We start from the raw sequence: 23,882 nt of genomic DNA, 5'->3' as shown, positions 1-23,882 counted from the left end.
CGGAGGGGGCTACTTTCCGGAGTGTCCGGCGGAGCCGAGCTGCTGGGTGGCCTCGACGACGCGGGCGGCCATCGCGGTCTCGGCCGACTTGCCCCAGGCGCGGGGGTCGTACACCTTCTTGTTGCCGACCTCGCCGTCGACCTTGAGCACGCCGTCGTAGTTCGTGAACATCCACGCTGCGACACCGCGCGTGAACGCGTACTGGGTGTCGGTGTCGATGTTCATCTTCACGACGCCGTTGGCGACGGCCTCGGCGATCTCCGCGTCGGTCGATCCCGATCCGCCGTGGAAGACGAGGTCGAGGGGCTTCGGCCCGTGGCCGAACCGCTCGGTCAGACCCGCCTGGATCTCGCCGAGCAGCTCCGGGCGGAGCTTGACGTTGCCGGGCTTGTACACGCCGTGCACGTTGCCGAAGGTGAGGGCGGCCATGTATCGGCCGTTCTCACCCAGGCCGAGAGCCTCGACGGTCTTCGTCGCGTCGGCGAGGGTGGTGTAGAGGTGCTCGTTGATCTCGTGAGCGACGCCGTCCTCCTCACCGCCGACGACGCCGATCTCGACCTCGAGGATGGCGTTGATGTTCTTGGTGCGCTTCAGCATGTCCTGCGCGATCTCGAGGTTCTCATCGAGCGGCACCGCGGATCCGTCCCACATGTGCGACTGGAACAGCGGCTCGCGACCGGCCTTGACCTCCTCCTCCGAGGCGGCGATCAGCGGCAGCACGAAGTCCTCGAGCGCGGGCTTGGGGCAGTGGTCGGTGTGGAGAGCCACGGTGATGTCGTAGCTCTTCGCGACCTCGTGGGCGAAGCGGGCGAACGCCAGGGCGCCGGTGGCGCGGGCCTTCACCGACTGGCCGGCGAAGTAGTCGGCGCCGCCGGTGGTGACCTGGATGATGCCGTCGGATCCGGCCTCCTGGAAGCCCTGCAGCACGGCGTTGAGCGTCTGTGACGACGACACGTTGATGGCCGGGTATGCGAAGCCGCCTGCCTTCGCCTTGTCGAGCATCTCTGCGTACTGGTCGGGAGTCGCGATGGGCATGTCATCTCCTTCGGTGGGCGCGCCACGGCGCCGGCCTGTGCGTTCGACTCCGAGTCTAGGGCTCGGACTCCCGCGGGACTTGACACCCGATCCAATCCATCGCACCATGGGTGAAAGACAGATGGTCAGACCATCAGTCCGCAAGCAGATCGGGCGAGGGCGATGGCGCTCGTCTACAAGGGAGTAGTTCGTCAATGAACCTGTATTCGCTTCTCCAGAAGCGCACCGCAGAGAGCGGGCCCATCCGGGTCGGCGTCATCGGCGCCGGGAAGTTCTCGTCGATGTTCCTGACTCAGGCCGTCGATCAGCCCGGCATCCACGTGGTGGGCGTCGCCGACATCAACGTCCCCAAGGCCAAGGAGGCCCTCGACCGCACGGGCTGGCCCGCGGAGCGGTATGCGGCGTCGAGTCTCGACGAAGCGCTCGCCACGGGCGGCACCCACGTGACCGAGAGCGCGGACTCGCTCCTCACCCACGGTCGCATCGAGATCATCCTCGAGATCACGGGCAACCCCATCATCGGCACCTATCACGCCCTCACGGCGATCGACAACGGCAAGCACATCGTCATGGTGAACGTCGAGGCCGACTGCATGGTCGGACCGATCCTCGCCCGCCGCGCCGCCGCCGCCGGCGTCGTCTACTCGATGGCGTACGGCGACCAGCCCGCCCTGATCTCCGAGCTCGTGGACTGGTGCCGCACCGTCGGCTTCGACGTCGTCTCCGCCGGAAAGGGCACGAAGTACCTGCCCGAGTACCACTACTCGACCCCCGACACCGTCTGGGACTACTACGGCTTCACCGCCGAGCAGCTCGCCACGGGCGACTTCAACCCGAAGATGTTCAACTCCTTCCTCGACGGCACCAAGTCCGCGATCGAGGCCGCCGCCGTCGCGAACGGCACGGGGCTCATCCCGATGGATGAGGGCCTGCACTTCACCCCGGTCGACGTCGACGAGCTGCCGCAGCTGCTCAAGGAGCAGGAGAAGGGCGGCACGCTGTCGCGCCGCGGCACGGTCGACATCATCTCGAGCCTCCACCGTGACGGCACCGAGGTGGCGCGCGACCTGCGCTGGGGCGTCTTCGTGACGTTCGAGGCCAAGACCGACTACGCGGCCCAGTGCTTCGCCGAGTACGGGGTCAAGACCGACGACAGCGGACGCTACGGCTCGCTCTACCGGCCGTACCACATGATCGGGCTCGAGCTCCCCGTCTCGATCGCGTCGGCCGTCCTTCGCGGCGAGCCCACCGGCACCGCTCACGGCTTCCACGGCGACGTCGTGTCGACCGCGAAGAAGGAGCTGCGCGCCGGTGAGACGTTGGACGGGGAGGGCGGCTACACCGTGTTCGGCAAGCTCGCGCCCGCGCACATCTCTCTCGGGCACAACGCTCTGCCCCTCGGTCTGGCCCATGGGATGAAGCTCATCCGCGACGTGCCGAAGGACCAGATGATCTCGTGGGACGACGTCGACGCCGACGAGTCGCTGCTCGCCGTCCAGGTGCGTCGCGAGCTCGAGAACGAGTTCCGAGCCGAGCATCTCGCGGCGACGGCCTGAACAGACCGAACCCCTACAGAGGTCTGACCATCATGCCCGCGGAAACTACCATGAGGAGGTGCGCCGATGACGGCATCGGCGACCTTCGAACCGGGAAGCGGGACTGGCATGACGACCGAGGCGAGCGGATGGGAGCCCGTCCAACGGGTGCGGACCTACGAGCAGGTGATGGCGCAGATCGAGGAGCGCATCCTCGACGGCCGGCTCAAGGTGGGCGACCACCTGCCGAGCGAACGCGACCTCGCGGTGCTCCTGGGGGTCTCGCGGCCGTCCCTGCGCGAGTCCCTGCGGGTGCTCGAGGCGCTCGGCGTGGTCGACATCCGACGGGGCGGGGGTGCGGACGGGGGAGCGGTCCTCCTCGGCACCCCGGGCCCCGGGATGGTCAACCTGCTCAAGCTGCAGCTCGCGCTCGGGCACTTCAGCCAGCACGACGTGCTCGAGACGCGACTCGCGCTCGAGACCTGGTCGGTCGCGGAGGCCGCCCGGACGTCGACTGAGGAGGACGTCCACGAGCTCGAGGCCATCCTCGACCAGATGGACGCCCCCGACATCACGGCAGATCAGTTCAACAGCCTCGACGCCGCGTATCACGTGAGGATCGCGTCGTCGTCCGGCAATGCGCTCGCCGCCCACCTCATGGGCTCGCTGCGCATCGCCATCCACAAGCAGATGATCGACGCGTACGCCCGCCTGGCCGACTGGCGGGAGACCGCGACGACCGTCCGCGCCGAGCACAGGAGCATCCTCGCCGCCATCGAGCGGAAGGACGCGGAGGAGGCCGTGCGCCTCGTCCGCGAGCACATCACCGACTTCTACAAGACCGGACGAGTCGGAGGCGTGGTGCTGCCCGACATGTGACGGGCCGGGTGACCGGCTCGACGCATCCGGTCACCCGCCTGCCGCATATCAAAGGAGATACCCCTCATGACCACCGTCACTCAACCGACTGCGAAGCAGGCGGCCCTGGGTTCGCCCGACAAGCTGAAGACCGCCTTCGGCTCGGCGGTCGGCACCACGATCGAGAACTACGACTTCCTCGCCTACGGCACCGCCGCCGCCCTCTACTTCGGCACCGACTTCTTCCCGAACACCGATCCGGTCGTCGGCGTGCTGCTGGGCTTCCTCACCTTCGGCATCGGCTTCGCCATGCGACCCATCGGCGGCATCATCGGGGGCTACCTCGGAGACAAGATCGGCCGGAAGCCCGTCCTCGTCGGCGCGCTGTTCGTCATGGGCATCTCGACCGTCCTCATCGGACTGCTGCCCACCTACGCGCAGGTCGGGCTGCTCGCACCGCTGCTCCTGACCGCGATCCGTGTCATCCAGGGCCTGGCGTTCGGCGCCGAGTGGGGCGGGGCGATCCTCATGACCTTCGAGCACGCCCCGTGGCGTCAGCGCGGCAAGTACGCCGCCATCCCGCAGGCTGGTGTGCCCTTCGGCGTGTTCCTCGCCAACCTCGCGTTCCTCGCCACCGCCGGATTCGATAGCGAGTGGGCCTGGCGCCTGCCCTTCCTGTTCTCCGCGATCCTGATCATCGCGGGCATCATCATCCGGCTCAAGGTCTCGGAGAGCCCCGAGTTCGTGGAGACCAAGTCGACGGGCATGGTCGTGAAGAACCCGATCCTCACGGTGATCCGCGAGGACTGGAGGAACATCCTCCGGGTCATCGGGCTGCGACTGGCCGAGACCGGCGGCTTCTACGTCATCGTGACGTACATGATCAGCTACATCACGTCGAACGAGATCGCCGACCGCCAGACCGCATTGACCGGCCTCATCGTCGCGACGGGCCTCGGCATCTTCACGACCGTGTTCTGGGGCTCTCTCAGCGACAGGGTGGGGCGCCGCACGATGTACCTGATCGGCTCGGCCGCCACCATCGCGTTCGGCTTCCCGATGTTCCTCCTGGTGAACACGGGTGTGCCGTTCCTCATCATCGGCGTCTACTTCATCGCGCTGACGATCATCCACGACCTGCTGGCCGGGACTCAGGGTGCGTACTTCAGCGAGCTGTTCCCCACCCACACCCGCACCTCGGGCGCCTCCCTCGGCTACCAGTTCTCCGCGGCGATCTCGGGGTTCATCCCCTTCATCGCGACCGCTGCCGCGGCGGCGATGGGCTGGACGGGTGTGGCCTGGATCTTCGTCGCGGTCGGCGTCATCGGGCTGATCGCCGCGCTCCTCACCCGCGAGACCTGGGGCAAGAAGGAGCGCGCCGAGGTCGACGCGATCATCGCCGCCGGGTAGCGCCTCCCCTAGCGCGCTGCCCCTTCCGATCCGACGTCTCGCGACCCAAGGAGAGAGACCATGAAGACCGTCATCCTCGACGACGACCCGACCGGCACGCAGTCGGCCGCCGGCGTGCCCGTGCTGCTCGCCACCAGCGTGGAGCTGCTCCGCGAGGCTCTCGCCGAGCACGACAGCGTCTACGTGCTCACCAACTCCCGGGCCATCGGCGAGGCGGAGGCGGTCGAGCTGGTCATCCGCATCCGCCGGGAGAGCGAGGCCGCGGCCGCGCTGCTCGGTGAGACGCTGCAGTTCGTGCTGCGGGGCGACTCGACCCTGCGAGGCCACGTGTTCGCGGAGACGGAGGCGTTCCTCACGCCCGACGCGGTGATGGTCTTCGTGCCCGCCTTCCCCGACGGGGGCCGCACCACCGTCGGCGGGGTGCACTACGTCGCGGTGGACGGCGAGCGGATCCGTGCCGACGAGACCGAGTTCGCCCAGGATCCGGTGTTCCCGTTCGGCACCGGGGTCCTCGTCGATTACGTCGCCGAGAAGTCGGGTCGGCGCGCGTATCCGCTCGGCCTGGCCGAGCTGCGCGCTGATCCGGCAGCGCTCGTCGAACTGCTGCGGTCGGTGCCCGCCGGTGCGGTCGTGGTGCCCGACGCGGAGACGAACGACGACGTGCGGTCGATCGCCTGGGCGATCGAGGCGGCGCGCGGCGCCGGGCGCACCCTCGTGGTGCGCAGTGCGGCACCGCTCGCCGCCGCGCTCGCCGGGGTCGAGAGCGACGGGCTCCTGCCGAGCCCCCTCGTCGGGACACGGCCGCGCACCCTGTTGGTGTGCGGGTCGCACACGGCGGGCGCGACCGCGCAACTCGGTCCGGTGGAGGAGCGCTTCGGCACGTTCTCCGTGATCGACACGGGGAGAGCGCTTCTCGATCCCGCGGGCGAGGGCCGCCGCGCCGCGGAGGCGGCCCGCCCGTCGATCTCGTCGCGGGGGCTGGCCGTCGTGACGACCGATCGCATGCGCTCGGCCGAGCACAACACGCTCGAGCACGGCGAGAAGGTCATGGCGGCGCTCACGACCAGCGTGCGCGAACTGATGGCGGACGTCGACGTCGCGGTCTCGAAGGGTGGAATCACCTCGGCGGACGTGGCTCGCATCGGGCTCGGCGCGACATCGGCCGTCGTGCTCGGCCAGGTGCTGCCCGGCGTCTCCGTGTGGCGGCTCACCGTCGCCGACGGGCGCTCGCTCCTCTACGTCGTGGTGCCGGGGAACGTCGGCGGGCCGACCACCCTCGTCGACGTCCTCACCGCGCTCCGCTTCGACGAGGATGCGGACCGGGGCGCGTGATCACCCCTGTCGATAGGCTGAGCAGGTGACCAGCGACAAGAAGTACGAGAATCCGGACCGCAACCTCGCACTCGAGCTGGTGCGAGCCACCGAGGCCGCCGCCATCCGGGCGCAGCCCTGGATCGGCAAGGGCGACAAGAACGCTGCCGACGGCGCCGCCGTCGACGCCATGCGCGCGTTCCTCGGCACCGTCGACTTCGCGGGCACGATCGTCATCGGCGAGGGCGAGAAGGACGCCGCGCCCATGCTGTTCAACGGCGAGCAGGTGGGCACGGGCGTCGGCCCCTCGGTCGACATCGCGGTCGACCCGATCGACGGCACCTCCCTCACCGCGGCAGGAAGGCAGAACGCGCTCTCCGTGCTCGCCGCCGCCGACCGCGGCACCATGCTCGACGCATCGAGCATCTTCTACATGAACAAGATCGTCACGGATGCCGACGGCATCGGCGTGATCGACATCGACCGCCCGATCGGCGACAACATCCGCGCTCTGGCGAAGGCCAAGGGCAAGGATGTCGGCGAGCTCCGCATCGCGGTGCTCGACCGGCCGCGGCACGCCCAGCTCATCGAGGACATCCGCGCCGCCGGTGCGGGCACGCGCCTGCTGCTCGACGGCGATGTCGCCGGAGGCATCAACGCTGCTCGCTACGGCACGCGCATCGACATGTGCGTCGGCGTCGGAGGCAGCCCCGAGGGGGTGGTCACGGCGTGCGCCATCAAGGCGCTCGGCGGGTTCATCCAGGCCAAGCTCGCCCCGAAGGACGACGACGAGCGCCAGAAGGGCATCGACGCCGGCCTCGACGTCGACGCCGTGCTCGGCGCCGACGACCTCGTGAAGAGCGACAACACCTTCTTCGTCGCCACCGGCGTCACCGACGGCGGGCTCGTCGCCGGGGTGAAGCGGCTCGGGCCGATCATCCGAACCGAGTCGGTCGTGCTGCGCTCGAGGTCGGGCACCATCCGCCGCATCGAGGCCGACCACCTCGCCGAGAAGTGGCTCTGACCCGTTAGCGCATCGGCCCCGCGCCCCGCGCCCCGCGCCACGCAGTCCACGCCGGGCGGCCCCCGCCGGTCGCTGCTGCTTTCGCTGCCTCTTTGGCGTCTCGCCTGCCCAATGACCACGCGGAAGGTCAAAGCGGCAGCGAAAGCCGAGAGGGATGCGGGCGGGACGCGGGTTCAGGGGCGGGCGGGCGCGTGCGCGGGCTCAGGCGCGGGCGGAGCGAGGGGCGTCGTCGGAGGGGTCGACCGGGAAGGCGAGCATCTGCGCCGACTCGTGGTCGCTCGCGGCGGCGTCGAGGGCGGCGGGGGTCGCCACCTCGAGCTCGGCGAGCAGCTCGTGGGCTGAGACCTCGCGCGGGGTCTCCTCGATCGCCTCCACCGGCTCGAACAGGTTGTCGCCCGAGAGCGCGGCGAGCTTGCGCGCGGTGGGGAACACCTTCCGCTCGAAGGAGCCGATGAACGCGTTGTAGTCCTTGACGCTGCGGTCGATCGTGCGCCCGAGCTTGCTGATGTGGCCCGCCGTGGTGCCGAGACGCCCGTACAGCTCCTGAGAGAGATCGAAGAGCTGGCGCGCCTCCTGGGTGAGGACGTCCTGCTGCCAGGAGAAGGCCACCGTCTTGAGCACCGACCAGAGCGTGACGGGCGAGGCGAGCGCCACGCGCTTCGCGAAGGCGAACTCCATGATGCCGGGGTCGGCTTCGAGCGCGCTCGACACCAGCGACTCGCTCGGGATGAACGCGATCACGAGCTCGGGGGAGGCCTCGAGCCCGTTCCAGTAGCCCTTGCTGCCGAGAGCCGTGATGTGGGCGCGCAGCGCCTTGACGTGCCTGTCGAGCAGCTGCTTGCGGCGGTCGAGGTCGGCGCCCACGGCGGTGGCGGGGATGGCGCTCGCCTCGAGGTACGCGTCGAACGGCACCTTGGCGTCGACCGCGATGTTCTTGCCGCCCGGCAGGTGCACGACCATGTCGGGGCGGCCGGCGCCGGAGTCGCTCGAGATCGTGGTCTGCACGTCGAAGTCGACGCGCTCGATGAGGCCCGCGGCCTCGACGACGCTCCGCAGCTGGGTCTCGCCCCAGACGCCGCGGGTGGAGTTCGAGCGGAGCGCCGACGCGAGCGACTCGGCGGTGGACCTCAGCCGCTCCTCCGACTCGGAGGCGCTGCGCAGCTGCTCGCTGAGCTCGCCGTACTGCTGCTGCCGCTGCTTCTCGAGCTCGGCGACCTTCTCCTGCATCGCCGTGAGCGTCTGCTTCACCGGGCTCAGCGCGAGCAGCACCCGGCCGTCCTCCTTCTGGCGGGCGGCGTCGGTGTCCTGCAGCTCGCGGATGCGCTCCTGCAGTTCGCGGATGCGCTCGGCCTGGCCTGCGAGCTGCTCCCGGTGCTGCGCCTCCTGGGCGGCGATCCGCTCGTCGGTCTGGGCGCGCAGGAGCTCGACCCGCTCGCGTGCCTGCTCGGTGACGTAGGCGAGCTGGTTCTCGTGTCCCTGAGCCTGCGACGCGGCCTGCTCGCGGAGCAGGGTCGCGGTGGCCTCGAGTGCGGCGGCGCGCGGCCGCAGCTCGCCGAGCTCGGCCTGAGCGGTGGCGGCCTGCGCCCGGGCGGACGCCAGCTCGGCCTCGACCGCGTCGGTCGCGGTCGACGAGCCGTCGGTGGTCACGCGCGCCCGGCGGGAGACCAGCCATGACGCCCCCAGGCCGAGGGCGACTCCGACCGCGAGGCCGATCACGAGGGTGAGCAGAGCATCCATGAGGACAGTGTGGCATCGGCCTCCGACAGCGTCCCCCAGGCACGACGGGATGGGGGAGAAGAACGGGTCGACGCCGGTTGTGCAGGAGCGCATGGCCGACGACCGGATCAGCCCGCGGGCTCAGCTCCGCGCGAGAAGCCGCAGCGCCAGCCAGACCTCCGCCCGGTCGGTCGGGTCGTCGAGATCGCGGCCGAGGAGCGCTCCCGCCCGGGCCACGCGTGTCCGCACGGTGTGGCGGTGGACGTCGAGACGTCGGGCCGCGCGATCCCACGAGCATCCGCTCTCGAACCAGGCGCGCACCGTGGTCTCGAGTGAGCCGGGCTGACCCGTCTGCGCGGAGTCGGAGTCGGAGTCGTCGTCGGCGTCACGCAACGGCGCGAGCATCCGCTGGGCCAGGCTCTCGGCGCCGGTGGCCACCAGGAGACCCTCCAGCCCTTCGTCGACGAGCCCGTCGTACTCGCCGACTCCCGTGCGCGAGGCACCGTGGGCGGCCCGGGCCTCGGTGAGACCGCGCTGGAGCGTGGCCGAGTCCACCGAACCAGACACCCCCGCTCGGATCCCGTGATCCGACAGCAGCCCTCGCACCGTCCGCATCCCGCGCTCATCGCCGACCATCACCAGGTCGTCTCCGCGTTCGGCGAAGAACGTCCAGCCGCGGTCGGCGGAGGCCGCCTCGAGCGCGTCGAGCAGCTCCGCCGACTCCGCGCCGCGTGGTGCGACCGCCACCCGGAGCGGCCCGACGGGGACCGTGCCCCACAGCGGCGCAGCGACCCGATCCGCCGACGCGACCCGGCCGCTGAGCATCAGCTCGAGCGCCCCGGTTCTCAGCCGCCTGCGCTCCAGGTCGAGGGCGCGACGCTGCTCGAGCGCGATGCTGGCCAGCGCGAGCACACTCGCGACGAGGTCGTTCTCGGCGGGGTCGAAGGGGGCCGTGGTCTTCACGGCGAGCACGCCGAGCGGATGCGCGGACGTCCCGATCCGCTCGAGAGCCACCGCGTCGTCGGCCCCGAGGCGGTGGCGTCGGTTCGGCCGGGGCGTGGTCAGCGTCCGCTGCACGAGCTGCTCCACCTGGGCGCCGTGCTCCGCGGGGGCGCCCCCGAACGGCAGCACGCGGCCCGCGGCGTCGTACAGCGCCGCCCATCCGCCGAGACGCCGCTCGAGCTCGTCGATGGTCGCGCCGAGTCCGCCGCTGCTCGACGCCGCCCGCGCCACCGCCCGCTGCGCGTCGAGCGACCACTCGAGCCGCTCGCGGCGGTCGCGGGCGAGGATGTCGGCGACGTACCGGATCACGGCGATGAACGGGGTCCGTCGCGGCACGCTCAGGAGCGGCAGACCGTGGGCGCGGCAGGCCTCGACCACGGCGTCCGGGATCCGATCGTGGACGATGCCCTCCGACAGCGCGAGACCGACGAGACCGCGATCGGCCAACCGCGCCACGTAGTCCTGCGCGAAGCCCTCGGACGGGTCGCCGGCGAACTGCACGCCATCGCTCAGCAGCAGCTGCCCGGGCTCGAGCCACGGGGCGGGGTCGGGCAGATCGGAGCTGTGCACCCACGCGACCTCGGTCGCCCTCACATCACCGTCGTGGCCGGCAGGATCGGCCGGCCACACCATCCGCAGGCCGAACTCCGGGGCCGTGACGAGGTCGCCGAGCGTCACCGGCATGGGCGTCCCTCCCCTCCGTGCCACAACGTCGATGCGAGTGCGGCCACGCTCACCATTCTGGCAGTGTCCACCGCGCATCCGTTCGCCTAGCATGAGTGCACCGCAGCGCACCGCCCTGTCCTGGGAGGAAGCGGCCCTCCCTCACGAAGCACTGGAGCACCTCGATGACCGACACCCTCGACACCGGCCTCGCCGTCGTCACCCACTGGATCTCGGGCGCGGAGTCGCCGTCGACGAGCGGACGCACGTCGCCCGTGTACGACCCGGCCCTCGGCGTCGAGACCAAGCGCGTCGCCCTGGCCAGCACCGAGGAGGTCGACGCGGCCGTCGCCAGCGCCAAGGCGGCGTTCCCCGCGTGGCGCGACACGTCGATCGCGAAGCGCCAGCAGGTGATCTTCGCATTCCGCGAGCTGCTCAACGCGCGCCGCGGAGAGCTGGCCGAGATCCTCACCAGCGAGCACGGCAAGGTGCTGTCGGATGCGATGGGCGAGATCACCCGCGGGCTCGAGGTCGTCGAGCTGGCCACCGGGTTCCCGCACCTCATCAAGGGCGAGTACTCCGAGAACGTCTCCACCGGCGTCGACGTGTACTCGCTGAAGCAGCCGCTCGGTGTGGTGGGCATCATCTCGCCCTTCAACTTCCCCGCCATGGTGCCGATGTGGTTCTTCCCCATCGCGATCGCCGCGGGCAACACCGTCGTGGTGAAGCCGAGCGAGAAGGACCCGTCGGCGGTCAACTGGATGGCGGCGCTGTGGAAGGAGGCCGGCCTCCCCGACGGCGTCTTCAACGTGCTGCACGGCGACAAGGTGGCGGTCGACGGCCTCATCGAGCACCCCGACGTGAAGAGCATCTCGTTCGTCGGCTCGACGCCGATCGCGAAGTACATCTACGAGAACGCCGCGAAGAACGGCAAGCGCGTGCAGGCCCTCGGCGGCGCGAAGAACCACATGCTGGTCCTCCCCGACGCCGATCTCGACCTGACGGCCGACGCCGCCGTCAACGCGGGCTTCGGCTCGGCGGGCGAGCGCTGCATGGCGATCTCGGTCATCGTGGCCGTGGAGCCGGTGGCGGATGCGCTGATCGAGAAGATCACGCAGCGCATGGCCACCCTGAAGGTCGGCGACGGCCGCCGCTCGTGCGACATGGGCCCGCTGGTCACGCGGGAGCACCGCGACAAGGTCGCCGGGTACATCGACGTCGCCGTCGAAGACGGCGCCACCGTGGTGGTCGACGGGCGCGGCATCGAGGTCGACGGCGCGGCAGACGGCTTCTGGCTCGGCCCCACCCTCATCGACCAGGTGCCCACCACGTCGCGCGTCTACACGGAGGAGATCTTCGGACCGGTGCTGTCGGTCGTGCGCGTCGCCTCCTACGAGGACGGCCTCGAGCTCATCAACAACGGCGCCTTCGGCAACGGAACGGCGATCTTCACGAACGACGGCGGGGCGGCGCGCCGCTTCCAGAACGAGGTCGAGGTGGGCATGGTCGGCGTCAACGTCCCGATCCCGGTGCCCGTCGCGTACTACTCGTTCGGCGGGTTCAAGGACTCCATCTTCGGCGACACGAAGGCGTACGGAGAGGCCGGCTTCCGCTTCTTCACGCGCGAGAAGGCCATCACCTCGCGCTGGCTCGACCCGTCGCACGGCGGCATCAACCTCGGCTTCCCGCAGAACTGAGGCCCTGTCGTCGGTATCCGGCGGGCGGATGCGCGTGACCGCATCCGCCCGCCGGGCCGACTAGGGTAGAGGCCCGTGGCTCTCACTATCGGCATCGTCGGACTCCCGAACGTCGGCAAGTCGACGCTCTTCAACGCGCTCACCAAGAACACGGTCCTGGCCGAGAACTACCCGTTCGCCACGATCGAGCCCAATGTCGGCGTGGTGAACCTCCCCGATCCGCGCCTCCAGCAGCTGGCCGACGTGTTCCACAGCGAGCGGCTCGTGCCCGCGACGGTGTCGTTCGTCGACATCGCGGGCATCGTGCGCGGCGCCAGCGAGGGCGAGGGACTCGGCAACCAGTTCCTCGCGAACATCCGCGAGGCCGATGCGATCGCCCAGGTGGTGCGCGGCTTCGACGACTCCGACATCGTGCACGTCGACGGTCGTGTCGACCCCGCCGCCGACATGGAGACCATCAACACCGAGCTGATCCTCGCCGACCTCCAGACCCTCGAGAAGGCCATCACGCGCTACGAGAAGGAGGTGCGCGGGAAGAAGCTCGAGCCCGTCGTCCTCGAGACGGCGACGGCCGCGCGCGCCTGGCTCGACGAGGGTCAGCCCCTGTCCGCCTCCTCGATCGAACTCGCGCCGCTCCGCGAGCTCGGCCTGCTCACCGCGAAGCCCTTCATCTACGTCTTCAACGTCGACGAGGGTGTGCTCACCGACACCGCCCGCAAGGAGGCTCTCGCCGCGCTCGTCGCCCCGGCGCAGGCGGTCTTCCTCGACGCGAAGATCGAGTCCGAGCTCATCGACCTCGACCCGGCCGACGCCGCCGAGCTGCTCGCCTCGACCGGCCAGGAGGAGAGCGGCCTCGACCAGCTCGCCCGCGTCGGCTTCGACACGCTCGGCCTCCAGACCTACCTCACCGCCGGCCCCAAGGAGTCGCGCGCTTGGACGATCGGCAAGGGCTGGACCGCCCCCCAGGCGGCGGGAGTCATCCACACCGACTTCCAGAAGGGCTTCATCAAGGCCGAGGTCATCTCGTTCGCCGACCTCCTCGAGGCCGGCTCCGTCGCCGAGGCCCGCTCCCGCGGCAAGGCGCGCGTGGAGGGCAAGGACTACGTGATGCAGGATGGCGACGTCGTGGAGTTCCGCTTCAACGTGTGAGGGGCTGGGCGATGACGGCCGACCTGGTGGTGCGCTACGACGAGGCCGGTCGGGCCGCCACCGAGCAGACGCTACGGACGCTGGTGCGGAAGCAGGGGATTGCGCTGCTGGGCCTCGGGATCCTGTGGGGACTGGTCACGCTGTTGCCGCTCGTCGCCGCGACGATCTCAGCGGGTCACATCGACGCGGTCGTCCTCCTCGCCTTCACCGCGCTGCTCGCGATTCCGGTCGCCATAGGCGCGCTGGGGGTGCGGCAGCTGAGGCGGCACCCGCGCCTGCCCGCGGTCGCGGTCACGATCACGTCCGACGCGGTGCGCTTTCCCTCGATCGAGCGCCCATCGGGGCTCGCCCCGCGCATCCGTGCCGAGGAGTGGGCGCGGGCGGGGACGAGTGCGAAGATCATCCCCGCGTCCGGTCTGCTGCCGGCACGCGTGGAGTTCACCGGGCAGGCCGGCGGCAAGCGGCGCCGACGCTCGGTCGCCGCGGACACCATCGACGTCGATCCTCGGCTGATAGTCGAGACGCTGAACGGCTCGGGTACATCGGCGTCACCGAGTCCGGAGGCATGACGTGTCGATCCTCGCGGGCCGTCTGTTCCTCGCGGCGGCGAGCATCGCGACGACGGGGTGCGTGATCTGGGCGGTCGCCTTCGCGAGATCGAGCGCTGTCGGTATCCCGCTCGGGCTTGCGGTCGTGTCGGCGGTCTTCCTGGTCGCGGGTCTCCTGCTGTTCCCGCGGTTCGTGGAGGCGCGGATCGAGGGGGACGCCGTCATCGTACGGCGCGTCCTCGGCGAGTGTCGTCCGCATCGCGGAGGTGCGGGAGGTGGTGGTGATGCACGGGTTGATGCTGCCGTCACGCGTCGCCGGTCCTCCGACCCGACGCGTGGTGCTGCGCGGGGAGACGGCGGTGCTCGACGCGTTCTCCACCCCGACGGACGCCGTATCGGAGGCGCTGCGTGCCCGCGGCGTGCGTGTCGTCGAGGTGCGTGAGCCCCTGCGTCCGTCCGTCGCTCGACGGCGGTTTCCCGGCTCCGTCTCGTTCGTCGAGGCGGCGCTCGGCCCGGTCCTCGCCGTGATCGTCGTCGCGTTGCTCGGCGTCACCGCCGCGATCGTGCTCGGCTGAGCCCTCGCAGTCCCCGTCTGAGATCGGCCGTGGTGCTCACAGGCCCGACGCCTCGTCCTCGTCGGATGCCCCGCGCTTCTCCGTCCGGTAGAGCATGAGGGCGCGAACGGCCCAGAGGATCGCGAGTCCGGCGAAGAGTCCGCTGAACTCCCACCGGCCGATCCCGAACAGCAGCCCCAGCGCGAGGACGACGATCCCGACCCCGAGCAGGCCGAGCGAGGTGCCGAGGAGCCCCTTCCAGGAGTACCCCTCGGTCCACCACCGATTGCGTCGCGCCACCGTCGTGATCCCCTCTCCGCGGGCGAGCGTACGCGGTCGGTGCGGTGTGCAGGAAACTAGACGGGCTGACGCTCGTACCATCGCTCAGCTCGAGCGGGACGTCACTCCGCATTCGACGGGTGCTCGCCGGCGAGATCCGCCTGTCGGGACACCCACCACAGACGGATGAACCGGACGTCCTCGTCACGGCTCCGACGCTACACGCGACCCTGGTCCCGGCGTGGGGATCCGTCCTCCGGTGGCAGGGTGAGGCGGATGCGGTTCTCGGTGTACGCCGGGTCGCCCGGGGAGGGAGCCGGGACGACGTGCTCCTGCTGCACCTGCCGCTCGAACACAGCGTTGCGCGCCGACGGGTTGAAGAGCTCGTCGACCACGCCGAAGCCGGCGACGCCGCGGCTGCCCGCCTCGTGCTCCTCCCGCTGATGAGCACGCTGCGCAGCCATCATGCGGGGGATGCCGATCACCGCCGCGGCGACGGCCGCGATGAACACGGCGACGGCGAGCAGCACATCCATGACGCCACGATACCGCGCAGCCGGTGAGGATTCGTCGAGAATGAGCTAAGCTCGGTGAATGCAGTCCCCACCAGGCGAGCTGTCGGTCCGCACCGATGCGCTCACGCGGCCGATCCGGGCGGCCGAGCGTCGTCGACTTCGGAGCCCATCCTCGCCGCCGGCGCCGAAGCGCTGGCTCGTGACGGCGGGCGCCTACGCCGCGACCCCGGTGGTGCTCGTCATCGTCTGCGTGTACCTCGTCGGCGCCGATCTCGAGCTGTTCCCGATCGTGGGTGCCCTGCTGCTCGCCTTCGTCGTGTACTCCGTGGTCGTCGGCCTCAAGCGCAGGCATCGGAGCGCTGAGGAGACCATCCGGCTCGACCTCCTGGCTGCCGATAACGGGCTCGAGATCGAGCGTGACATCGCCGATCCCGACACACCCGGCGCCCTGTTCCGGGAGGGCGCGAACCGCCTGACCGTCGTGCGGCTCCGTCGGCGCTCTCCGCGGTTCATCGAGGTGGGGCGCTATCGGGCCACCGCGTCGGCCCTCGATGGTGGCCGATCGATCGACATGGGCTACCTCCTCGTGCACGACGCCGAGGCGGCGAGGCGATGGGCCTCGGCCCGGGATGCGGATGCGGTCGCGTCAGATCCGTCTGCCCCGCCCCGCGGGGGTCTGCGGGCCGTGAGCCTTCTGCCCGCGCTGAGTGTCGAGGGTCTGCCGCATCCACTCCGCGTCGATGTGCGCGGCGACTTCGTCGTGGTGTACTCGCCCGATCCGTTCCCACTCGACGTCGCCGCCACGTGGCCGGCGCTCGCAGAGGCGGTCCGCCGTGTCCAGCGCTGACAGTCCGCTTCTGGGCCTCGACGTGGAGCCCCTGAGGGTCAGCTCATCTGGCCAGGAGCGGGCGTCGGCTCGGGCACGACTCAAGACGGAGGCCCCGGAGTTCGTCCCGCCCTGGCCGTTCCGCTCGACCGTGGTGATCCTCCTCGTGGGGGTGGGTGCCCCTGTGTACGGCATGCTGACGAGAACGGGAACCGCGGAGCTCGTCCCCGGCGTCCCTCTTCAGACCCTGGGCTTCCTCGTCGGCGGTGTCGTCCTGGGTGGCGGCGCTCTCTGGCTCGTCGTCAGCCGCCGTGTGGCCTGGAGCCGACGGCTCAGGCTCGCCGTCTTCGCGGAGCGCAACGGGTTCGTATTCCGCCCGGTCGACGACAGCGTCTACCCGGGCACCCTGTTCCAGCAGGGCGGAGCCCGCAGGCTCGAGAACATGCTCCGTCGCCAGCATGATCGCGTCTTCGAGGCGGGGGAGTTCGTCTTCGAGACGGGCAGCGAGAAGAACCGGCGTCAGCATCGCCGGGGCTACCTGATGCTCCAGCTCGATCGGCGACTCCCGCACATCCTCCTCGACGCGCGCTCGAACAACGGCCTCTTCGGCTCCAACCTGTCCCACGGCTTCGACAGGTCGCAGATCCTCGGTCTCGAGGGCGACTTCGACCGCTACTTCACGCTGTACTGCCCCCGTGGCTACGAGCGCGACGCGCTGTACGTCTTCACTCCGGATGTCATGGCCGCGTTCATCGATGGAGCGGCCGACGTCGACGTCGAGATCGTCGACGACCTCCTCTTCGTCTACCTCGGTGACGGGCTCCGGCTCGACGATCCGACGGAGTGGGGGCGGATCGAGCGGATCGTCTCCGCCCTGTGGCCCAAGACCGCGAAGCAGACCTCTGCCTACTCCGACGATCGGGCGATGCGGCGGTCGTCTGATGGAGGATATCCGACGACGACAGGAGCCTCGGCGACAGAAGCGACGACCGCGTCGGCGGCCGGGCTTCTGTTCCCGCCTTCGGTCACCGAGGTGGCCGAAGCGGGGCGCCGACTACGGGGGCGCATCCCGGTGGTGACGACGGTGGCGTCCGTCGTCCTCACCCTCGTCGCCGTGGGGTTCTGGATCTTCCGGCTCGCCGCCTGACCCGTGCGGGCACGGCGCCCGAGCGCGCGTCGACGAGCGCGAGCGATCCGACGGGCTCCGACGTACGGTGGTCGCATGAGCAGCATCGATCGTGGAGCGCCCGAGGATCAGCCGAGTGTGTGGGACGAGATCGGCACCGGCACCGACTCGGGTGACGACGAGGTGGGCGTGATGGAGGAGGAGTCGGACTTCTCGGAGGACGCCGAGCTCGGCGGTCCGTGAACTCGATACCGATAATCCTTCACTTTAAGCCGAAGTGTGGCTAAGCTCCGTACTCGCACCGCGAGAAGGAGCTGGCATGGCAGGACTCGATGGCGCGATCACGCTCAGTGTCCCCGCACTGATCGGGGTCGCGTCGGGGCTCGTGATCGTCGTCGTGGCCGTGCTGGTCACAGTCCGCGGGGTTCGGGCCGCGCGGCGGCGGCGGTCGGATCTCCGATCGGAGCGCGGTTATGAGGTGGGTATCGCCACCGTCCGGGGCCCGAGACGAGGGCGATCGAACGTCAGCGACACGGCGACGCCGGACTTCACGACAGCACCGGAGACCACCCGGTGGCCCGTCCGACCGGAGCTCGACCTCGCATCCGGCGATGAGTCGGAGGTCCTGCCAACTCCGCGCGGGGAGGCGTCGCCGATCGCACGTCGCCTGCTCGGTGCGCGCGATCGGTCGGTCGGCCTCGACGCGGCGCGTGGTGTCTTCCTGCTCGCGCTCCTCGTCCCCGCATTTCTCCCGTCGTCGGCGACGCTGGTTCTGGGCGGGGTGAGCGCGGCCGAGTGGTGCTCGCGCAGCGGTCTCGCTGGTCTGCTGCTCGTCTCGGCGGCGGTATCGGTGTCCGCTCTCCGTCGAGGCGAGGGAGATGCGGCGGAGCTGTCGAGAAGGCGGCTGAGGCGCCTCGCGCGGTCAGCTCTGCTGCTACCTCTCGCCGCCGGACTGATCGCGTTCGACGCACCCGGGGGTGCGGTGGTCCTCCTCGTCGCGGTCCTCGCGCCCCTCACGATCCTCCTCGCACCGCTCCGGCCGCGAGTGCTCGTGCCGCTCGGGCTGCTCGCGCTCATCATGGCGCCCGTTGCCTCCGCGGCTGGGGCGTTCCTGCTCTCCTGGCCGGGAACCAGCATCCCCGCGGCTCAGACGGTCGTCGCGGTCGCCGAGTGGTACGCGGACCAGGGCGCATCTCTCGGAACGGCCGTCGTCGCCATCCTCGTGGGGGCATTTCTCGGCAGCGCGACCGCGGGGCGGTTCCTCGGTCGTGCTCTCGTGGCTCTCTCCGGCGGCATCCTCGCGGCCGGTGGTCTCGGCGCTCTCCTGCTGCACCCGGGTCTCGACGCGCTTCCGGCCTGGGCCATCGACGTGCTCGTCGCGCCGGACCGCGCGTCCGTGGCCGTGCTCATGGCGTCGGTGGGTCTGGCCATCGGGGTGATCAGCGTGCTTCTGCTCATCGAGGATCCGCTGCGGGCTGCGCTGCTGGTGCTGAGCGCGCCGGGCAGCATGACGCTGACCGCCGCGGTCGTCACAGCGGCGATCACGACGGCGGGCGTTCCCGCGATGGCCGGGCCGATGCTGCCGGCCGTCTGGATGCCATTCGTCGCTGTTCTGGTGTTGGTTGCAGGAGGATCCGTGCTCTGGCGGCTGGCGCTCGGCGATGGGCCGCTCGAGCGCGTGATGGAGGCGATCCTCCGGCGCACGGCCCCGGAGGCCGTGCCCACCGTGGCAGCGCGAGACACCGGGGAGGAGACGCGTGCTCTCGCCCCGCAGGAAGGGCGGACCGTCCGAACTGCGACGCTCAGCGAGATCGGCCAGAGTGAGGCGCCGATGACGGCGCCGGCGACGGCACCGACCCTCCCCGAGCCCGCAACCCTCCCCGCGGCCCGCGTCGCCGATCCACCTCCTGTGTCGCACTGGACGCCCGGCCAGGCCCTGGGGCGCCTGCCCTACTGATGCAGCCCGCCCACCACATCCGACGCCTGCTCAACCAGTCGGATCGTCTCGCACACGGCGCCTTCGAGCTCGAGGTGCTGCAGAGCGCCCGCGCTCTCGCCCAGGCGCTCGGCGACGACGAGCTCGTGTACGCCGCCGAGCTGCGGCTCTCCAGCTGGGCGATGCTCGACCACGACGACGGGCTGCGGCTCGAGAGCTTCGGGCGCTGCCTCACCCTGCACCGCGCCGATCCGCTGCGCTTCCCGGTGACGCTCGACGAGCTCGACCTGCTGTGGGACTACGCGACCATCCCGAGGGCGCTGGCGGCGAGCCACCGGGTGAGCGCGGAGACGATCGTGCGCACCCTCGACGACATGGTCGACGTCTACTCCGCCACGGGCGCGGATCTCGCGCCGTGCTTCCTCGCCCGCTACGAGTGGTCGTTGCGCTCGGGCGGGGGAGACGGTGCGGTCCGGGAGCGCTACCTCCGTGCGGTGGAGGGGCGGCCCGACGCATGCTGCCGCGGATGCGCGCACGCCGTCGAGGTGCGTCGCCACCTCCTGGCGGGTCGCGAGGCGGCGGCGATCGACGAGCTCGACGCACTCCGGGCAGACGACGACGGCTGCCCGACCGAGCCCGAGTCGGCCACCGCGGCGCTCCTGCTCCCCATGGTGCGTCAGGGCAGGACCGCCGAGGCGCTGCGGCTGTCGGATGCGATGGCTCAGTCGACCACTGCCGGCGGGCTGTCGATCCTGGGCTCCAGGATCGGGCTCACCGCCGTCGTCTCCGACCTCGACGAGGCGACGGCGCTCGCGGTCTCGGCGGTGGCCCGCTTGCCGAGACACGAGAGGTCGACGGAGCAGGTCGTCGACCTCCTCGTCGGTGTCGGGGGACTGCTCGACGCCCTGACCCGCGCGGGTCGCGGCTCCGCCTCCGTCCCGTTCGCCGACCATCCGGCGTTCGCGGCCCTCATCGGGCCGCGGGTCGGCGCCTGGACGACCGCGACCCTCGGTCGCGCCGTGTGGGCGCGGGCTCGTGACCTGGCCGGCAGCATCGACGCCCGAGACGGCGTGACGGCCGCGAGGGCCCGCGTGGAACGCGATCGGGAGACGGGGCACGGCCCGCGGACGATCGTCGCGACGCGGGCGGCCCTCACCGCGGGATCACGCGCCGTGCCTCCGCCGGACGACGTCCTCCCCGACCCGGGGTCCTGTCTGACCGCAGCGCGAGAGCACGCGAGTGCCGGCCGGATCGATGAGGCGTTCCGGCTCATCGGAGAGGGCCTGCTCTGCGCCGACCGAGACGATCGGGCGACGCTCCTCGGGCTCCGGGTGCGCCTCCTCGTCGACAGCGGTGCTCTCCGCGCGGCGGAGGACGCACTCGAGCGCCGGCTCGAGTGCCTCATCGTCGACGACCTCGATGAGGAGGCGGAGCTCGACCTCCAGCTGGGCCTGCTGCTCTTCGGCGGCGACGCGCCGGATGCGCCCGAGCGTTTCGCGAGCTCGCTCGAGCGCTCGCGGGGGCTCGGCCTCGCCGACCCCGTCCTCGCCCGGCTCCTCCTCGCCTACGGAGGTGCGGAGCTGCGGAAGGGTCGATGGGCCGAGGCCGACCGGTTGCTGGGCGAGGCGGTGCGGAGAGCGGCGACAGCGCATCCCGGCCAGCAGCTGCAGGCGACGGCGATGCTCCTGCGGGCGCGAGCGCGGGGCGCGTCGGGCGACCACAGGGCGGCCCTCACCCTGCTCGACGAGGTGCTGGCCCAGGAGGTCGACCTCGGGCTCCGAGCCGCCGCGCACCTGCACCGGTCGCACGTCCTCCTCGCGCTGGGCTCGTCCGACGAGGGTGTGGCCGAGGCCGATCGGGCCTTCGCCGTGCATGCCGAGCTCGGCGACCACGACGGCATGATCGACACCTGCGGGCTGTTGGCCGCTCTGCTCACCGATGCGGGCCAGGTCGACGGCGCCGTCGAGGCCCGTCGCACCGCCGCCAGGACGGCGGCGGCGATCGGGCGCCGCGACGCACTCGCGACACGCTTCGAGCTCGCGTCCGCCCTGGTGCTCGCCGGGCGGGGCGACGAGGCTCGGGACGAGCTGGAGGCGATCCTCGAGCACGCGGCGCGCGCGGAGCACGGCCCGAGCACGGGGGAGGTGCTCTGGCTCCTCGGCCGGGCCTGCCGCGACGACGACGATGACGCGGCCGCCTACTGCGCGTGGAGCGTCGCCCTCGAGCACCTCGCCGGGGCCGACTCCGGGCCCGACCCCGGGGACGACGGCGCCCCGTCATCACTCGACCGCAGGCGGATGCTCGAGCGCGGTCTCGAGGTGCGGGTCGCGCTGGGGGAGCTGCTCGCCGATCAGGGCAGCGACGAGGCGATCGACGTCCTGGAGGCGGCCAGAGCGACCGCTGTCGACCTCGGCGACCCCGTTCGCGTCGTCGACGTGCGGTTGCGCTCGGCGCGGGCGCTCGCCGCGCTCGGCGACAGGCACGCCCTGGAGGAGGTCGACGCCGCTGCGGCTCTCGGCGCGGGTGCGGATCGGGCACTCCGAGCGCGCACCCTCGAGGTCCGCGCCCGTGTGCTCGACGACCTGGGCGATGAGGGAGGGGCGATCGAAGCGGCCCGCCTGGCCGCTGAGGAGTTCGTGCGTCTGGGGGAGCCCGCCTGCTCCGCGCGCCTGCGCCTCTTCGCGGGGCGTCTGCTCGCGCTCGTCGGCCGGACCGAGGAGGCGCGGGCCGAGCTCGCCCTCGCCGCCGGTACGCCCGGGCCGGATGGAATGGCGGCCGGCCGCGAGCTCGCCCGGATCGAGCCCGCCCTCCCGTCCGCGGTCGACGCGCCGTCAGGGCCCGTCGCGCCCGTCGCGCCGTCCGAGCCCGTCGAGCCCTTCGCCACCGGCGAGCCCTCGACCGCGGTCCGCTGAAGCCGTTAGACTCGCATCCACAACCGAACACCGGGCCCATACATCGCAGCGGGAGAGCCGGCCAGAGCCGGCACCGAAGGAGCAATCCTCCCCGATAATCTCTCAGGTCCTCGTACCGCTGCGACAAGGCCGCTCTGGAAAGCAGTCCGCGCACCGATGCGGGCTCGCCGATGGTGAAAGCCGCTCTCGCGGTGAAGCTCTCAGGCCCGATGACAGAGGGGGAGTTCTTCGCCACCAGCGCGACGCCGTCCGCGTCGTGCTCCGCGCACGCTGGAGAGCTCATGCCCCCCGAATCGTCCCCTTCCCGTCCCTCGCCGCTCCATGCCGAGCACGAGGCGGCCGGCGCCTCCTTCGTCGACTTCGCCGGCTGGTCGATGCCCGTCCGCTTCGAGAGCGACCTCGCCGAGCACCGCGCGGTCCGCGAGGCGGCGGGCTTGTTCGACCTGTCCCACATGGCGCAGCTCTCGCTCACCGGGCCGGCTGCAGCCGAGGCGGCCGACCGTGCGCTCGTGTCGCGCGTCCATGATCTCGAGCAGGGGCGGGCGAAGTACTCGCTGCTTCTGGCGGAGGACGGGGGCGTGCTCGACGACGTCGTCGTGTACCGCCTCGCCGACGACGAGGTGCTCGTCATCGCGAACGCGGCCAACCACGACGTCGTCCTGCGATCGGTCGGGGAGCGCGTCGAGGGTGTCGACGTCACCCTGACCGATCTCACCGATCGCGCGCTCGTCGCTGTCCAGGGACCGAGGGCGCAGCAGATCCTCGAGGAGACTGCGGGCCTCGAAGTCGTCGACCTCGGCGCGCTCGGCTACTACCGCATCACGGACGGCACGTTCGACTCCACGCCCGTCCTGGTCGCCCGCACGGGCTACACCGGGGAGGACGGTTTCGAGATCTCGGTCCCGGCGACCGCGGCGCCGGGGCTCTGGCGCGCGCTCCGCGCCGCGGGTGCTCCCCGCGGACTGGTCGCCGCGGGGCTCGCCGCGCGCGACACGCTCCGCCTGGAGGCGGGCATGCCGCTCTACGGCCACGAGCTCGGCACGTCGACGAGACCGTCGCAGGCCGCGCTCGCGAGGGTCGTCGCGGCGAGCTCGACCGCGCCCGGCGCCGAGGCGGCGCGTGCACCGCTGAGCCCCGAGGAGCGCCGCCTGGTCGGCCTCGTCGGCGACGGGCGCCGCGCCCCGCGTGCCGGATACGCCGTCTACGAGGACGAGTCGTCGGAGCACCCGGTGGGCGAGATCACGAGCGGCGCGCTCTCGCCGACGCTCGGCCACCCCGTCGCCATGGCGTACGTCGACCCCGCTCTCACCGCCTCCGACACCACCCTGTACGTCGACCTGAGGGGGAGCCGTCTCCCCGTCACGGTCGTCTCCCTCCCGTTCTACCGCCGGAAGAAGGACTGACATGACCGACGCACTCCCCGACGACCTCGGCTACACCGCCGAGCACGAGTGGGTCCGCATCGACGGCGCGACCGCCACGATCGGCATCACCGACTACGCCGCGCAGCAGCTCGGCGACATCGTCTACCTCGACCTCCCCGATGACGGGGCCGACGTGAGCTCCGGCGCCGTGGTGGGCGAGATCGAGTCGACCAAGTCGGTCGGCGAGCTGTTCTCGCCGCTCGACGGCACGGTCGTCGAGAAGAACGCCGCGGCCGAGGGCGCGCCGGAGGTCGTCAACGCTGACCCGTACGGCGAGGGCTGGCTGCTCAAGGTGCGCTTCGCTCAGCTGCCGACACTTCTGACGGCGGCCGAGTACGCCGCGCTGATCGGACGCTGACCGC

At 71.1% G+C, this 23,882-nt stretch carries 21 protein-coding genes and 1 riboswitch; of the genes, 16 read left to right on the top strand and 5 right to left on the bottom strand.

Annotated features, from left to right (window positions below):
* Window positions 1–9 precede the first annotated feature (9 nt).
* Window positions 10–1,035 carry a class II fructose-bisphosphate aldolase gene (gene fbaA / locus ACFJGV_RS04080; protein ID WP_378147037.1) on the bottom strand — a complete coding sequence of 342 codons (1,026 nt, stop codon included), beginning with the start codon at window positions 1,033–1,035 and terminating at the stop codon, window positions 10–12.
* Between the two features lie 194 nt (window positions 1,036–1,229).
* On the opposite strand from fbaA, the gene ACFJGV_RS04075 reads away from it, so the two are divergent.
* The 5 genes from ACFJGV_RS04075 (at window position 1,230) to glpX (ending at window position 7,173) form a co-directional block, all read left to right on the top strand.
* Window positions 1,230–2,591 carry an NAD(P)H-dependent oxidoreductase gene (locus ACFJGV_RS04075; protein WP_378147036.1) on the top strand — a complete coding sequence of 454 codons (1,362 nt, stop codon included), beginning with the start codon at window positions 1,230–1,232 and terminating at the stop codon, window positions 2,589–2,591.
* 108 nt (window positions 2,592–2,699) lie between these two features.
* Entirely contained in the window at window positions 2,700–3,449 is a 750-nt protein-coding gene (locus ACFJGV_RS04070) for a FadR/GntR family transcriptional regulator (RefSeq protein ID WP_378147034.1), read from the top strand.
* 66 nt (window positions 3,450–3,515) lie between these two features.
* The gene (locus tag ACFJGV_RS04065) at window positions 3,516–4,838 is read left to right on the top strand and encodes an MFS transporter (RefSeq protein ID WP_378147032.1); all 1,323 of its coding nucleotides are present in this window, start codon (window positions 3,516–3,518) and stop codon (window positions 4,836–4,838) included.
* Between the two features lie 60 nt (window positions 4,839–4,898).
* Window positions 4,899–6,170 carry a four-carbon acid sugar kinase family protein gene (locus tag ACFJGV_RS04060; RefSeq protein WP_378147030.1) on the top strand — a complete coding sequence of 424 codons (1,272 nt, stop codon included), beginning with the start codon at window positions 4,899–4,901 and terminating at the stop codon, window positions 6,168–6,170.
* A 25-nt stretch (window positions 6,171–6,195) separates the two neighbouring features.
* Window positions 6,196–7,173 (top strand): class II fructose-bisphosphatase, encoded by a 978-nt coding sequence (glpX, locus tag ACFJGV_RS04055; protein ID WP_378147028.1) that lies wholly within the window; start codon window positions 6,196–6,198, stop codon window positions 7,171–7,173.
* Between the two features lie 201 nt (window positions 7,174–7,374).
* Here glpX and rmuC read toward each other — a convergent pair whose 3' ends face one another.
* Together rmuC and ACFJGV_RS04045 are read right to left on the bottom strand one after the other, a co-directional pair.
* Window positions 7,375–8,910 carry a DNA recombination protein RmuC gene (gene rmuC, locus ACFJGV_RS04050; RefSeq protein ID WP_378147027.1) on the bottom strand — a complete coding sequence of 512 codons (1,536 nt, stop codon included), beginning with the start codon at window positions 8,908–8,910 and terminating at the stop codon, window positions 7,375–7,377.
* Window positions 8,911–9,030: 120 nt separating this feature from the next.
* The gene (locus ACFJGV_RS04045; RefSeq protein ID WP_378147025.1) at window positions 9,031–10,575 is read right to left on the bottom strand and encodes a PucR family transcriptional regulator; all 1,545 of its coding nucleotides are present in this window, start codon (window positions 10,573–10,575) and stop codon (window positions 9,031–9,033) included.
* A 164-nt stretch (window positions 10,576–10,739) separates the two neighbouring features.
* Between ACFJGV_RS04045 and ACFJGV_RS04040 the strand changes: the two genes are divergently transcribed.
* The 4 genes from ACFJGV_RS04040 (at window position 10,740) to ACFJGV_RS04025 (ending at window position 14,523) form a co-directional block, all read left to right on the top strand.
* On the top strand, window positions 10,740–12,251 hold the full coding sequence (locus ACFJGV_RS04040; RefSeq protein ID WP_378147023.1) for a CoA-acylating methylmalonate-semialdehyde dehydrogenase: 1,512 nt from the start codon (window positions 10,740–10,742) through the stop codon (window positions 12,249–12,251).
* A gap of 75 nt (window positions 12,252–12,326) precedes the next feature.
* Window positions 12,327–13,400 (top strand): redox-regulated ATPase YchF, encoded by a 1,074-nt coding sequence (ychF, locus tag ACFJGV_RS04035; protein WP_378147022.1) that lies wholly within the window; start codon window positions 12,327–12,329, stop codon window positions 13,398–13,400.
* 11 nt (window positions 13,401–13,411) lie between these two features.
* Window positions 13,412–13,969 carry a hypothetical protein gene (locus tag ACFJGV_RS04030; RefSeq protein ID WP_378147020.1) on the top strand — a complete coding sequence of 186 codons (558 nt, stop codon included), beginning with the start codon at window positions 13,412–13,414 and terminating at the stop codon, window positions 13,967–13,969.
* A gap of 254 nt (window positions 13,970–14,223) precedes the next feature.
* A complete protein-coding gene (locus ACFJGV_RS04025; RefSeq protein ID WP_378147019.1) occupies window positions 14,224–14,523 on the top strand; it encodes a hypothetical protein in 300 nt (99 codons plus the stop codon).
* 36 nt (window positions 14,524–14,559) lie between these two features.
* Here ACFJGV_RS04025 and ACFJGV_RS04020 read toward each other — a convergent pair whose 3' ends face one another.
* Both ACFJGV_RS04020 and ACFJGV_RS04015 read right to left on the bottom strand, forming a co-directional pair.
* The gene (locus ACFJGV_RS04020) at window positions 14,560–14,802 is read right to left on the bottom strand and encodes a hypothetical protein (protein ID WP_378147018.1); all 243 of its coding nucleotides are present in this window, start codon (window positions 14,800–14,802) and stop codon (window positions 14,560–14,562) included.
* 197 nt (window positions 14,803–14,999) lie between these two features.
* Window positions 15,000–15,317: a hypothetical protein gene (locus ACFJGV_RS04015; RefSeq protein ID WP_378147016.1), complete on the bottom strand. Its 318-nt coding sequence runs from the start codon at window positions 15,315–15,317 to the stop codon at window positions 15,000–15,002.
* Window positions 15,318–15,375: 58 nt separating this feature from the next.
* Here ACFJGV_RS04015 and ACFJGV_RS04010 point away from each other — a divergent pair, with 58 nt between their 5' ends.
* From ACFJGV_RS04010 to gcvH, 7 genes are all read left to right on the top strand, one after another.
* Window positions 15,376–16,143, top strand: a complete 768-nt coding sequence (locus tag ACFJGV_RS04010; protein WP_378147015.1) for a hypothetical protein — start codon at window positions 15,376–15,378, stop codon at window positions 16,141–16,143.
* On the top strand, window positions 16,130–17,269 hold the full coding sequence (locus ACFJGV_RS04005; RefSeq protein WP_378147014.1) for a hypothetical protein: 1,140 nt from the start codon (window positions 16,130–16,132) through the stop codon (window positions 17,267–17,269). The genes ACFJGV_RS04010 and ACFJGV_RS04005 overlap by 14 nt, the downstream gene beginning before the upstream one ends.
* A gap of 75 nt (window positions 17,270–17,344) precedes the next feature.
* Window positions 17,345–17,491, top strand: a complete 147-nt coding sequence (locus ACFJGV_RS04000; RefSeq protein ID WP_378147012.1) for a hypothetical protein — start codon at window positions 17,345–17,347, stop codon at window positions 17,489–17,491.
* Window positions 17,492–17,567: 76 nt separating this feature from the next.
* The gene (locus tag ACFJGV_RS03995) at window positions 17,568–19,205 is read left to right on the top strand and encodes a hypothetical protein (RefSeq protein WP_378147010.1); all 1,638 of its coding nucleotides are present in this window, start codon (window positions 17,568–17,570) and stop codon (window positions 19,203–19,205) included.
* On the top strand, window positions 19,205–22,096 hold the full coding sequence (locus tag ACFJGV_RS03990) for a hypothetical protein (RefSeq protein ID WP_378147008.1): 2,892 nt from the start codon (window positions 19,205–19,207) through the stop codon (window positions 22,094–22,096). Before ACFJGV_RS03995 ends, ACFJGV_RS03990 begins: the two co-directional genes overlap by 1 nt.
* Window positions 22,097–22,135: 39 nt before the next feature.
* A riboswitch (glycine riboswitch) is annotated at window positions 22,136–22,224 on the top strand.
* Between the two features lie 153 nt (window positions 22,225–22,377).
* Window positions 22,378–23,499, top strand: a complete 1,122-nt coding sequence (gcvT, locus tag ACFJGV_RS03985; protein ID WP_378147007.1) for a glycine cleavage system aminomethyltransferase GcvT — start codon at window positions 22,378–22,380, stop codon at window positions 23,497–23,499.
* A 1-nt stretch (window position 23,500) separates the two neighbouring features.
* Window positions 23,501–23,878 carry a glycine cleavage system protein GcvH gene (gene gcvH, locus ACFJGV_RS03980; protein ID WP_378147005.1) on the top strand — a complete coding sequence of 126 codons (378 nt, stop codon included), beginning with the start codon at window positions 23,501–23,503 and terminating at the stop codon, window positions 23,876–23,878.
* Window positions 23,879–23,882: the final 4 nt, after the last annotated feature.

This window comes from Cnuibacter sp. UC19_7 (assembly GCF_042699995.1).
Taxonomy (GTDB): Bacteria; Actinomycetota; Actinomycetes; order Actinomycetales; family Microbacteriaceae; genus Cnuibacter.
This window is presented reverse-complemented; position numbering and strand designations above follow the sequence as displayed.